This is a genomic window from Spirosoma endbachense (genome assembly GCF_010233585.1).
Taxonomy (GTDB): Bacteria; Bacteroidota; Bacteroidia; order Cytophagales; family Spirosomataceae; genus Spirosoma; species Spirosoma endbachense.
On the sequence record NZ_CP045997.1, the window covers coordinates 6,087,293 to 6,100,443 of the forward strand.

The following is a 13,151-nucleotide window of genomic DNA, read 5'->3' on the forward strand; positions in this document are numbered from 1 at the left end:
TAATCACCGCAAGAAGGCATTTTATAGTGCCTCAGGAACATGAACAGAACTATTGTTGATAATCAGCAGGATAGACTGCAAGAAAAGTTGCAGAAAATTTTAGGAACTTCAGGTCGTGTATCGGGTGGGTGCCCAACCCGGAATATTCTGGACCGTTTCAGCGATAAATGGTCGATATTGTCTATTTTTCATTTGGGCAATGCCGGAACCCTTCGATTCAATGAACTCAAGAAACGGATCGATGGCGTTTCCCAGCGAATGCTTACCGTAACACTGCGCAATCTGGAACGCGATGGTCTGGTTTCGCGACGGGTGTATCCTGAGATCCCACCAAGAGTTGAATACGAACTGACAGAGTTGGGTTATAGCTTATTGGTGCAAGTCATTGATCTGGGTGAATGGGCCACCGACCACAGCGATCAGATTATGAATGCACGACAACGCTATGATATGCGCGAACACAGCCCTATGCTGGTTAATTGAACCCAAAACCGCCCATTATTCAGGTCATTGTTCGAACGGGCAATGACTTTTTTTGTGCGTCAGGCAACCCTTTAGGCAAACCCGGCATTTCTGTCATTGAAAACGAATCACCAGTCACCATTATGTCGCAACAACTTGTTGAACAATGTCAGAAGGGTAACGCTTTTGCCCAGAAACGACTGTTCGATCAGTTTGTTAACCGACTGTTTCGGGTAAGTCTACGCTATGTCCGAAATGAATCAGATGCTGAAGAGGTGTTGATGAACGGTTTCCTGAAAGCCTTTCGCTCGATCGGGGGCTTTACCTATCGGGACGATAATGGTCTGGAAGCCTGGCTTCGACGTATTGTGGTTAATGAAGCGTTACAACACCTGCGGGCTAATCGAAATCTGCCTCTTTTTCAGGCCGATGAGCTCGCCGAAATTCAGCCAGACACTGAGCCACTGCCTGATAGTATGCTCGATGCCGAACGCATTCATCGGCTGATTATGGAGTTACCACCTGGTTATCGAACGGTATTCAACCTCTATGTTATTGAAGGATATACACACCGCGAAATTGCCGATCAGTTATGCATCTCCGAAAATACCTCAAAATCGCAGTTAAGCAAGGCGAGGGCCTTGTTACAAACCTGGTTGATACAATACGGTTATGAAGCAGAAACCCGACGAACCTCTTGATCTCTGGGTGCGGCAGTCACTGAGCCGTTTGCCCGATTCACCACCGCCCGGATCTTCGTTTGATGCCGACCGGTTGTGGCAACAGATGCGTCCCGAGCTTCAGTCTACCCAACCTCGTCGGCGAACTGGCCTGATTGGATGGGCAATTGCAGCCTGTCTGGCCGGGTTGGTTCTGGGCTGGTTTGGTTTACATCAATCAACTGACGAACAGACTAAAGGTAGCGTGGCTGGTACTAATCGTAAAGGACCTACATCGTCGGCGGCCAGTCGTAAGGCGAAGCTAGTGGATGAGGTTATCACCCCTAAAATCGTATTTTCTGAAAAAAGACGATTAGGCGTACGACCACAAACGACTAGCCATTCCAGAGAAACTCCGAACCAACCAGCAACACCAGTCGATCCAGAGCCAATCGCAGCATTGCCCCAAATTCCTTCTTTACCAACGGTTGAGGAGATTCCGACAGTGGTTGAGAAACAAATCGTATCCAGTAAGCCGACGGTGGCGACGAATACGCCAAAACGAAGGTTTCGGATAGTTCACGAAAACGAGCTGCGGGCTGAAGAGGAAACCCGCCCCAAAGTATACCATACCGAACATTTTGTCCGGTTAGGCACTGGTCAGCGTGAAGAACCGGCTCAGGAAGAGCGTCATTCTACCTTAATAATGCCCTTAACGAGTAAACCAAACCAATAAACATGCGTCTATTTTGTTTGATTACTGTGCTCATGCTGAGCATAGTCGGGATTGTCATATCTCAACCGACCAACCCACGTTTTGCGAAACAGGAGGTTAGACAGAAGTTTCCGGGTCTTAGTCATATCGAAATTGATCTAGGTCAGCGAAACGCACTGCTTATCGCATTCGATCAATATGCACAGGTTCTGGCCCGAAAAAATATTGATTCGGTCTTGCACCTGTTCATGACTGACTATCAGAAAGTGGAGGATACAACGCAAAGCCCGACTCGGGCAACACATGCGCTCTTTCGGCTTGGCGAAACGAATCAGGCTTTGGCGTTGCGCTACACGCCCCAGCCAACAACGAATTTCCAATTTCAGGAAGACGACAAGCCGGTTGAGGTAAAAACACAGCAGGATACACTCCAGATTTTATGGACATCACTGGAATCGCAGGATACACCCAATAATTTTAGCTTACATCTGCTGGTCAATAGCCTAAGCGATATTGAACGCTTGCTGAAGGCAGGAGGAATGAATCAGAAACTGAATCAAGCGCTCGAATCGGTGCGAGACTATAAAAACCATGATCTGACCAGCCCCCAAATGGCGTTTACGCTGCTTCAGAGCGCCGACAACAAATCCAGATTCCTGAATCCGGGTTCGGCAAAAAATCCGTTTCTCGAAATTACGGCCGGTGTTGGCGTTGGCCTGATTCGGAATCAATGGGTGCCATCGCTCAATTTTGATGTTCAGTTTATTCCCAGTCAGTATCAAAGGGTAGGGTATGTTGTCGGTTACACGGCTAATTTCTTCTTTGATAGACCCGCTACCACTGATCAATTTTCGATTTTCAGAAACGACTTTCTGAATGTTGGAGTCGTCTTTTATCATAAAAATAAAACCGGTCGATTCACAAATTTCAACCGTCAGATCGCTTCGTTTTATGTTGGTATTCCAGTTCATCGGAAAGGGCCGTATTTTGAGTCAAACACGATCCGGCTGGGCAGCACAGTTTATCAGAATAAGTTCATTAAGGTCCAGCCCGAATTGTATATGAATGGGTTTTTTAAGAAGGTTTATCCCGGCGTACGATTAGTGGTCGGATTCTGAACGATGACTGCTCTGATCCGACACGGCAAAGGATCCGATCAGTCATGATTTTCTGGCTTAAACAACCACAAATTGGCCGCTAAATCAACGTAAGCCCGGCCGCAACATTGATTCGGTAAGTTGTCTGATATTGTTGGCGTTAACGCTTTGTTTTGCGTGTTCTGTTGTGTATATTTACCTCCCCAATTTCCAACAGACAACCATACTAATGATGCCGGTTTTAGGCTCTTGAAAAGCAATTGACCGGCAAGCCAACCGCATGAAGCGACGCTCAAATCCGAACCAACTCCAGATCGATTTTCTGGCGGCTTTCCGCCGGATACTCATCAGTCTTGGCAGCCCTGAAAATCTGCCAGTCAACGAAAGTCTGTTTATGCGCATGACCGACCAGTGGGAAAGCACTCGAGTCTTGCCTTCCGATTTATTATTTACCAAAAGTCCCGTTGAAGCGGTCGTTTTCCGGCTACAGAAAACCGACGAAAGACTTCGTTTTCCTACGGAGCTTATGGCGGGTGAAATTCGCGGAGAGCAGGGATTGACGGGCTTCTCGGCTAAATTCCGGGAACAGGGCTGGGTAATTATGCCTTCCGAACTGTCGGCAATGTATAAAAACCTGTTCCTGAATATTCTGTCAGCATCCATTGGGCTGGAGTATTTATATCCATCGCGGCTGGAATTACTGGCCGAAGCAGAGCGTGTGGCATTGGCGGCTATGCTGCCGGAAGATGAAGTCCGTAAGTTTTTTGGCTTGCGTCTGTCAAAATTTCCCGAAAGCTTCCGGAGCGAAGTGGCTAATTATTTTAACCTGCCCTTCGATTATGTGCTGAAACGTGCCAATCACCTTGGGCTTGTTTCGGAACAGGTAATTGAAGAAGCCCGGAGCAATACGCAGCCGCTTCGCACAACAACGCTGCGCCGTCCGCAGAGTAGCCGGGCCGCGTAGGCTGTAAGAAGCCCTATTTCCTGATTTTTTTTGGAATAGACGCTGGAAACTTCATAAACTTTATTTATAATCAGCCGGTTAAGGATGCGAATGTACCTAGCCGGCTTTTTTATGCGTATAATTACTCGGATACTATTTGGCTTGATTGTGCTTTTCGGGCTATTTATGATAGTAATGCACTTTAGGGCAAAGTCCCAGCATGAAGACGAAGAAGCTTACCTGACCACATTACGAAAAAGCATCACGGTTTCCAGCGGTTCATTTCCGCCCAACGGTGATATGCCTGTCAATTGCAGTTGCCGTGGAAGCGGGGTATCACCGGCGCTTGCGTGGGAAAGCAATCAGGCCGATGCGGAGGCTTACGTTGTTCTGGTAACTGACTACGACGTGCCAACCCCAACTTTTCCAATATTCAACCTTTCGCACTGGGTATTGTACAATTTACCCGCATCGGTCCGAAGCCTTCCGGAAGCCCTGACTACCGAGCAATTGCAGTTACTGGGTGGTAAAATTGGAAAAAGCTCGACTGGTAATCTGAAGTTTATCGCCCCTTGCCCACCAGCAGGACGCCATGCGTATGTATTTCGTGTGTATGCCCTCGATGAAGCGCTATCATTTACGGATGTGCCCAATAAACAACAGGTTATAGACGCCATGAAAGGCCACATTCTGGGTTATGGCGAATTAACAGGCTATTTTGAGTAAAAACGGGCCTGCATCCGGCCGCTACCTGAAATCAAGATCGTGGTAGAGAAATAGCCTTAATACATGCTTGTTCTGAAATTCATTCCCTTCTTCCTGCTGCTGAAACACGTTCATATAACCTGCCTGAAGCCGTAGCTGCTCCGAAAACGGGTAGACGATCCCTAGAAATAACCGGTTCTGATCGAAGTAATTATATACGATTTCCCCGCCAGCGTTAAACCATATTTCATTCTGGGCAAGTATAGACGGGACACCCGGCTTTGCTTCTTTACCCCATAGTGGCAACTGAGCGGATACCATTATCCGAAATCGGAAATTGAAGCCATAACCGGGGGCCAATTGCTCATTGACCAGATTCCGGCGAAACCGCTCCTCGATTCGTATCCAATGATTGGTTTCAAATCGCCCTAGTTTGCCTTCCCAGTTTACCTGCTGCCACGGACGGTGCTCTGGCCGAACATCGCCCTCTGGTTCAGTGGAGTAAAAACGGGCATAAGCGTATCCAGCCATGAGTCGCGCCTTATCGGATAAGTGATAAACTGCGCCGGGCCTGAAAATCTGCGTTGCCCAGCGTCCCAGAAAATCGGTGCGTCGCGCGTGCGTGTCGAACCAGATGCTCCACTTATCACTTAGCCGGGTTTGATTGTAATAGGCAAACCATACCTGGTTAGATGACGTGACATCTTTAAGTACCTGACCCCTGCTCTGGCTACTAATCAGTAACAGACTACAAAGCAGAATGTAGAGTTTCTTCAAGGGTTGTTGTTGCGACTAAACGGAGTTTTTAACTATAGAAAATCATTAGGTTAAGTATTTTTTCCAGGCGAATGTTTGGAAAAGAGAGGGAAGTGGTTGTTCCTTTGTAAAGTCTATAATATCAATAGATTATAAGTACTAATAGTCTATCCAGTACCGGGAGTATAGGGAGAATACATAGACAACACTAAAATGAACTGGCACGAAAGCACGCGCAGCTATTGAGATTTCGTCAATTATGTACGTCTTATATCGTGACACTAATCACATTTACCACAAAAAATCGGAATGAAACAAGTTTTAAAGTCAATGTTTCTGATAGGGGTTATTCTTTTACCCTTATTCGTATCAGCTCAAAATCCCCCCGTCATCAATTCCACTATTACTGGGAAAGTTATTGATGCCCGCACGAAAGAACTATTAATTGGTGCTACTGTAACCATTAAAGGAACGACCAATGGAGGGCCAACCGATCAAAACGGTCAATTCAGGCTACTAACAGCTCAAAAGCTTCCCCTGGCAGTGGTTGTGTCCTTCCTGGGTTATCAGACCAAAGAAGTTGTGGTATCTGATGACAACACAGAAATTCAACTCGAAGAGGGGGCCAATCAGTTAGCCGACGTAGTGATTACGTCCCGACGTCGTCAGGAGTCGGCACAGGACGTTCCTATTCCGATCTCGGTTGTCAGTGGTAACCGGGCCGAAGATGCTGGCGCTTTCAACGTGAACCGATTGAAAGAAATGGTGCCTACCGTTCAGTTGTATGCCTCCAATGCGCGAAATACAACGCTTAATATTCGTGGCTTAGGCTCTACGTATGGCTTAACGAACGATGGTATTGATCCGGGCGTCGGATTTTATGTCGATGGCGTTTACTACGCTCGTCCAGCAGCTACAGCACTCGATTTCATCGATATTGAGCAGGTAGAGGTGTTACGAGGTCCTCAGGGAACGTTGTTTGGTAAAAACACAACAGCCGGAGCTTTTAACATTTCGACGCGTCCTGCTGGTTTTACCCCAAGCGGTAGCTTTGAATTAAGTTATGGCAATTATGGGTATATCCAGGCTAAAGGCTCACTAACGGGGCCACTGAGTAAAAAGCTTGCCGCACGGGTATCGTTTACGGGTACGCAACGGAACGGCACATTTTTCAATGTACATACCCAGCTTCCAATCAACGACATTAATAATATTGGTGTGCGCGCGCAACTCTTATATACACCAAGCGAAAATGTAAGAATTACCATAATCGGGGATGTTTCTGATCAAAAACCGAATGGTTATGGCTGGCCAGTAGCCGGTGTTGTTCCCACCAAGCGGGCTGCCTATCGTCAATTCAATGCTATCATTGCCGATTTAAATTACAAACTCCCGTATTCAAGCGCTTTTGAACGGATTGTTGACCTGGATACACCATCAAAAGCAGATAATCAGCTTGGTGGCGTATCAGTGAACGCCGACATTAAAATAGGGGGTGGTACCCTAACCTCTACAACCGCCTGGCGTCACTGGCAATGGACCCCGTTGAATGACCGCGACTACATCGGTTTACCCGTCTTTACGATTTCGGCGGGTAATTCGGTTCATGACCAGTGGTCGCAGGAAATACGGTATGCGGGTAAAGTTTCATCCCGGTTGAGCGGTGTTGTTGGCTTATTCGGCCTTTGGCAGGATTTGAAATCTGACCCCGTACAGACCGAAGAAGCCGGTTCTGCCCAATGGCGCTTTGCCCAAAGCTCGACAAGTGCCCTCTGGAAAACGCCGGGCCTGTTCGATAACTTCGGTATTCGGACAACCAATAGAATCAAGAGCACGGGTTTGGCGGCATTTGGACAACTTGACTGGGCCTTAACAGATAAAATCCACGTTTTACCAGGTATCCGGTATAATTACGACAAGAAGGTAGCCAACTATAAACGAGAAACCTACGGAGGTCTGCAAACGACCGATGCGGCTTTGATCGCCTTAAAGAACGGAGTTTATACCAATCAGGCGTTCGATACGGACGTATCAGAGGATAATTTCTCCGGACAGGTTACGCTGCAATATAGAGCAGGAAGTGCGATCAATGCCTTTGCAACCTATGCTATAAGCTACAAACCCGTCGGGATTAATATTGGCGGATTGCCAACGGCCAATGGGCAGACATTACTTGACCTGGCCAGGGTGAAGCCCGAGCATGTAAACCACGTCGAATTTGGCCTAAAAACAAAACCATCGCCTAACTCGATCCTGAATCTGGTCTTCTATAATACAGAGATTAAAGATTATCAGACACAGGTACAAACGCCTGAACCGGGCGTAAACAGAGGTTATCTGGCCAATGCCGAGAAAGTGCGTGTAATGGGTGTTGAGGTGGATGGAAATATACGGATAGCCAATCGGTTAACCCTGAACGCGGCCTTTGCTTATACAGATGGCAAGTATGTGACATTCAAGAATGCGCCAGTGCCGCTCGAAGAAACTGGCGGTGAGCAGGCTTTCAAAGACATTTCGGGTGGGGTGTTACCCGGTATCTCAAAATGGTCAGGTTCGGTAGGTGGCGAGGTAACTGCTAAAGGAAAGCTCATCAGTTTAAAAGGAAATTACTTTGTTGGCTTAGATGCTTTTTATCGCTCCTCCTTTTCGTCGAGTCCATCACCGTCTCAATATTTAAATATTGACGATTACACCCTGGCAAATGGAAGGCTTGGTTTTAGAGCTTCCACCGGAATTTCGATTTTTGTCTGGAGTAGAAACCTGTTCAATACCAATTACTTTGAGCAATTATTGGCGGCTCCCGGAAGCGCAGGCCATTATGCCGGCATTGTAGGCGATCCGCGTACCTATGGCGTTACCTTACGATACACGTTCTAACGGATTGAGCAAACAGCCTGATCACTCGATACACGTAAAACCTGGTGCTCTGGCTTGTTGGGATGACTTGCCACCTGGAAGAGTTTTCTGAATACCCAACCATATAAACAATCAATTGTTATGGAAACCCAAGTCCGGAGCCAGGTATTACACGAGGTATTGACTGCCAATGAAGCCTATGTTGAATCGTTCGGTGATAAAGGGAGTTTACCGTTGCCACCGGGCCGACATTTTGCCATTCTGACCTGCATGGATGCCCGCCTGGACCCGGCCAAATATGCGGGTCTGGCCGAAGGCGACGCTCACGTTATTCGAAATGCCGGTGGCCGGGCTAGTGATGATGCGATCCGGTCGCTCATTATTTCGCACAAATTACTTGGCACAACGGAGTGGTTTGTCATTCATCATACCGACTGTGGCATGGAGCTTTTTACCGACGACATCATCCGTGGTTTGTTGAAAAAAAGCCTGAAAACCGCAACGATCGACGCCAGCGGATGGCGGAATGTAACAGAAGAAGGTGGCTCCGACGAAGCCAAATTCGTTTCGTTCCTGACCATTAGTAATCTGGCAGACAGCGTAACGGAAGACGTTGAACGCATTAAAAGCCACCCACTGGTTCCTGCTGACATTGCCGTTTATGGTTACATTTACGACGTTAGGACCGGCAGGTTGATTGATGTACCCGAAGCTACACTAGCAGGGGCCATTGCTGAGAGTTAGTGCGCTAATTCATTGACTTGATTTTAGAAAGCTGACCACGTTAAATTTATTTAACGTGGTCAGCTTTTGTATTTTTGTGTCATTTGTATCCAACTTTTATAAAAAATTACACTTTTAATAACTCAGCTATGAAGAAACTTCTTTTACTAATGATGTTTCTGCTGTTCGGCCTGATCGGTGTCCGGGCACAGACAAATATCGAGGGCCGGGTTACTGACGAAAAAGATCAGCCGCTGGCGGGTGTGACCATTATTATTCGGGGAACGAATACGGGTACGGTCACGCAGCCAGACGGGCACTTTATATTACCAACCACAGAATCATTACCGCTGACCATTAGTATTTCGTTTATCGGTTATGGCCGTCAGGATGTGGCCGTAAGAGGAAATAACTTTCGCAGTATTTCTGTGACGCTCACCGAAGAAGCGATCACTGCCGATGAGGTGATCATATCGGCTAGCCGTGTTCCTGAAGATATCCGAAAAGCAGCCGTAACAGTCGAGAAACTCGGTGCCCGACAGTTTCAGCAGTCGCCGGCAGCCAGTCCGTTTGATGCGTTGCAAAACGTGAAAGGAGTCGATTTGCTGACACAAAGCCTGACGTTTAAATCAGTTAATCTGCGGGGATTTGGGGCTAACAACAACAATCGCTTTCTGCAACTGACCGATGGCATGGACAACCGCTCACCGGGCTTAGGGTTTGGCTTTGGCAACGTAGCCGGTATTTCTGATCTGGATGTTGAGAGCATTGAACTTATTCCGGGGGCGTCATCAGCTCTGTATGGGCCTGACGCATTGCAGGGTTTAATGCTGACATCCAGCAAGAATCCGTTTACGTATCAGGGCCTGAGCGCTCAGGTAAAAGTAGGCGTCAATAATGTCGGGAAGTCGGGGTTTGGGCCAAAAGGGTATGGTGATTTCGCCATTCGATACGCCCAACAGCTCGGGACACGCTTTGCGTTTAAAGTGAATTTCCAGCGATTAAGTGGTACCGATTTCATTGCCGACGACTACAGCGACCGCTCGACTCGTGCGCGGGAGAATTTTTTTGCAACGGATGCTACTCGGGGAAACATTGCCACCGGAATCGGTTTTGTGCCAAACAACGACTCCAATACGAACCTTCAGTACGATGGCGTGAATGTCTATGGTGACGACATCAATGCGGGAGGTGCCTACACGTTTCCCGCCAATTATGGCAATTCATCCCTGCGGAATACGCTGGTAACCCGCACTGGCTATACCGAACTGGCCGTATTGGGTAACAATGGTAAGGTATTTAATAATCGCGCTAACGTATCCCTGCATTACAAACTGTCGGGTACTATTGAGGCCTCACTGGGTTGGTATTACGGCAATGGCAATTTTATTCGCACGGCCGGTTTCCGGGAGTATTTTCCGGACTATCAGCGGCATCAGTTCAAGGCTGAAATTCGGGGTGAGAATTTCTTTCTACGGGCGTATACCACCCAGCAGCAAGCTGAAGGCTGGAACATTGGTCAGACCGCCGTTGCTATTAATAATGCCTGGAAACCACTGACACAGTGGGCTACTGAGTTTGGGCAGGTATACGTAGAAAATAAAGTGAGTGCCGGACTGGCCCGGAATGAGGCCGATCGTGGACGTTATTTGCCCGGTTCTGCGAGCTTTAATCTCGTGCGGGATCTGTTTGCCAATACCTTCAACACCGATACCGTTCCTGGCTATAAAGGCGCGAAAGGAACACGCTTTCGCGATAATTCAGCCCTTTGGCACTACGAAGGTATGTACAACTTCACGAATCTGTTCGAAGTGGCTGAGGTGATTGCGGGGGGCAGCATCCGGCATTATGCCCTGAACACTGGCGGAACTGCCATTACGCTGAAAGCGGATGGTTCAGAGTACACCATCAACGAATACGGTGCCTATTTACAGGTTGCCAAAGAAGTAAAGCTTGGCTCCTCGCTAACGATAAAGCCAACAGTGGCCATTCGTTACGATAAGAATCAGTATTTCAGTGGTGGTTTTACGCCCAGAGCATCGGCGGTGATAAGCGCTGGGGTTCATAATTTCCGGGCTTCGTGGCAATCGGCTTTCCGGAATCCATCGCCGGGGCAGTTGTTTTCCGTTCCGGCGGCTGGCAAAGGGGGCGAAGTGGGTGGGGCACGTCTGGCGGCTGAGTCAGCCGGATTATTTTCCAATCCGGCTTATCTGGATAGCGACGTTAAAGATTTTGCGGCAGGGCGCATTACAGAAGCTCAACTGCGTAGTCGGGCCTATAATCCGGCTAATTTTACGACCGAAAAAATCAAAACCTGGGAAATAGGTTACAAAGCCCTGATTCAGAATAAACTGTACATAGACGCCTTCTATTTTTACAGCAAATACACCGATTTCATTGCCGCTCAGAGCTTTTATCAGCCAACCAATGGCCAGATTGCTGATTTTGCAACGAATACCTACCGGACACTACAAATCAATTTCAACAACTTTAACGAGATTTTCGTAAATGGCGCCGGGTTGGGTCTGGAGTACGGACTAGGTCGGGGATTTACGCTCAGTGGTAATTACACCTATCAGGTTGGCACCGTAACGCTTCGCGATGCACAGGGCAACATCATTAAAGACAATGCGGGTCTTGATATCGTAAAGCGGAAAATGAGTAACCCTGAAGTGGCGCAGAAAGGCCGGAACTTCTTTATTTCGCCCGAAAATCGCTATAACATCAGCCTGAACAATGCACGCCTGACTGATCGGATCGGAGCCACGCTTACCTATCGCTGGACAGATCAAATGTGGGTTGAACAGGGAACTACAGCGGGCGACGTCTGGCTTCCATCGTGGAGCAGTGTCGATGCGCAGGTATCGTATAAAGTGCCGGACTATAAATCAACGGTTAAACTCGGTGGTACCAACATTTTCAATAAATACTACGCTCAGGGCTATGGCCTTGCCCGGATCGGCGGGTTGTATTACGTGAGCGTTACGTTTGATGAGTTGTTTCGCTAGTGACGAGCTGGTTCGTAAGGGGTCGGTAAGAACCGATTATGAATTAATTGTATGATTGATACTATAAAATCTGTCGCCGTTCGCACTGCCGATCGCGTGGCTGAAATTGCCTGGTTCTGTGATCTTTGCGGAGGAGATACTGAATTCCTGGGCCAACTCGACCCGGACCGTCGCAGTAGTTTTGAGCACTGTCGCGACATCTTGCTTACCGCCGAAAAACAGGGCTTCAAGAATATTTTGCTACCAACCTCCTACGTCGTTGGGCAGGAGCCGATTGCGTTTGCATCGGCAGTGGCTCACCTGACGCAGGATATCAGTTTACTGGTCGCCATTCGTACCGGAGAGTTCCATCCACCCATGCTGGCAAGGGCCATCAGTACACTCGACCATCTGCTCGAAGGGCGGCTGACAATCAATATTATTAATTCTGACCTTCCCGGTTATAAAGAGGATGGGGCGCTTCGTTACCAGCGATGTTCTGAAACCATTGAGATTTTGCGCCAGGGCTGGACTCAAAATCAAATTATTCACAATGGACCAGTGTATGGGCAATTTACTATGGCTACCGATCCTGTTAAGCCTTATCAGCAAAAGGGTGGGCCGCTATTGTATTTTGGTGGTATTGCCGATGGGGCTCGTGAAGTTTGTGCGCAATACTGTGATGTATTTTTGATGTGGCCCGAGAAAGAGGAAAGCCTGTATGCTACCATGCAGGATGTGTCGGCTCGGGCGGCTCGCCACGGCCGGACGATTGATTTTGGCCTGAGGATTCACGTCGTTGTGCGCGAAACGGAAGCCGAAGCCCGTGCGTACACCCGACGATTAATGAGCAAATTCAATGCACAACAGGCAGAAGCGCTGAAACAACGGACCCAGGACGGTAAATCTCTGGGCGTCTTGCGGCAGGATGAGATGCGACAGGGAGCCGATGAGGAGGGTTTTGTGGAGCCAATTCTGTGGACGGGCATAGGTCGGGCGCGATCGGGGGCAGGTGGCGCATTGGTCGGAACACCAGAGCAGATTCTGGCCCAGCTCAACCGCTACATGGACATGGGTATCCGGTCGTTTATTTTCTCGGGTTACCCACTTATTGAGGAGTGCGGGTATTTTGGGAAATTGGTTTTGCCGCATCTGCCAACTGTACGATTGGCCGATGTTCAGGGCCGTCGACCGACACACGTACCCGAAACACCGCTGACGTTTGGTGCATTGAGTTATTAGCCGCGA

Annotated in this window: 11 protein-coding genes; 10 read left to right on the plus strand and 1 reads right to left on the minus strand. The window is 48.2% G+C overall.

All coding sequences use genetic code 11. The annotated features are described in order from the left end of the window. Window positions 1-39: 39 nt before the first annotated feature. The 6 genes from GJR95_RS24695 to GJR95_RS24720 all read left to right on the plus strand — a co-directional run bounded on the left by GJR95_RS24695 (window position 40) and on the right by GJR95_RS24720 (window position 4,602). Window positions 40-483 (plus strand): winged helix-turn-helix transcriptional regulator, encoded by a 444-nt coding sequence (locus tag GJR95_RS24695; RefSeq protein ID WP_162388414.1) that lies wholly within the window; start codon window positions 40-42, stop codon window positions 481-483. Continuing rightward, window positions 480-1,163 carry an RNA polymerase sigma factor gene (locus GJR95_RS24700; protein WP_232540853.1) on the plus strand — a complete coding sequence of 228 codons (684 nt, stop codon included), beginning with the start codon at window positions 480-482 and terminating at the stop codon, window positions 1,161-1,163. Before GJR95_RS24695 ends, GJR95_RS24700 begins: the two co-directional genes overlap by 4 nt. Next, on the plus strand, window positions 1,135-1,857 hold the full coding sequence (locus GJR95_RS24705) for a hypothetical protein (RefSeq protein WP_162388415.1): 723 nt from the start codon (window positions 1,135-1,137) through the stop codon (window positions 1,855-1,857). The genes GJR95_RS24700 and GJR95_RS24705 overlap by 29 nt, the downstream gene beginning before the upstream one ends. 2 nt (window positions 1,858-1,859) lie before the next feature. Further along, entirely contained in the window at window positions 1,860-2,954 is a 1,095-nt protein-coding gene (locus GJR95_RS24710; RefSeq protein ID WP_162388416.1) for a hypothetical protein, read from the plus strand. Between the two features lie 259 nt (window positions 2,955-3,213). Further along, window positions 3,214-3,897, plus strand: a complete 684-nt coding sequence (locus GJR95_RS24715) for a hypothetical protein (protein ID WP_174260222.1) — start codon at window positions 3,214-3,216, stop codon at window positions 3,895-3,897. 111 nt (window positions 3,898-4,008) lie between these two features. Beyond that, on the plus strand, window positions 4,009-4,602 hold the full coding sequence (locus tag GJR95_RS24720; protein WP_162388417.1) for a YbhB/YbcL family Raf kinase inhibitor-like protein: 594 nt from the start codon (window positions 4,009-4,011) through the stop codon (window positions 4,600-4,602). Window positions 4,603-4,623: 21 nt separating this feature from the next. Here the strand turns inward: GJR95_RS24720 and GJR95_RS24725 are convergent, their stop codons facing one another. Then, window positions 4,624-5,358, minus strand: a complete 735-nt coding sequence (locus tag GJR95_RS24725; RefSeq protein WP_162388418.1) for a DUF2490 domain-containing protein — start codon at window positions 5,356-5,358, stop codon at window positions 4,624-4,626. 288 nt (window positions 5,359-5,646) lie between these two features. On the opposite strand from GJR95_RS24725, the gene GJR95_RS24730 reads away from it, so the two are divergent. The 4 genes from GJR95_RS24730 (at window position 5,647) to GJR95_RS24745 (ending at window position 13,145) form a co-directional block, all read left to right on the plus strand. Continuing rightward, window positions 5,647-8,214, plus strand: coding sequence for a TonB-dependent receptor (locus GJR95_RS24730; RefSeq protein WP_162388419.1), 2,568 nt, complete (start codon window positions 5,647-5,649; stop codon window positions 8,212-8,214). 120 nt (window positions 8,215-8,334) lie between these two features. Next, window positions 8,335-8,937 (plus strand): beta-class carbonic anhydrase, encoded by a 603-nt coding sequence (locus tag GJR95_RS24735; RefSeq protein WP_162388420.1) that lies wholly within the window; start codon window positions 8,335-8,337, stop codon window positions 8,935-8,937. Between the two features lie 128 nt (window positions 8,938-9,065). After that, entirely contained in the window at window positions 9,066-11,924 is a 2,859-nt protein-coding gene (locus GJR95_RS24740) for a TonB-dependent receptor (protein WP_162388421.1), read from the plus strand. Window positions 11,925-11,975: 51 nt separating this feature from the next. Further along, window positions 11,976-13,145, plus strand: coding sequence for an LLM class flavin-dependent oxidoreductase (locus GJR95_RS24745; RefSeq protein WP_162388422.1), 1,170 nt, complete (start codon window positions 11,976-11,978; stop codon window positions 13,143-13,145). The last annotated feature ends 6 nt before the right edge of the window (window positions 13,146-13,151 follow it).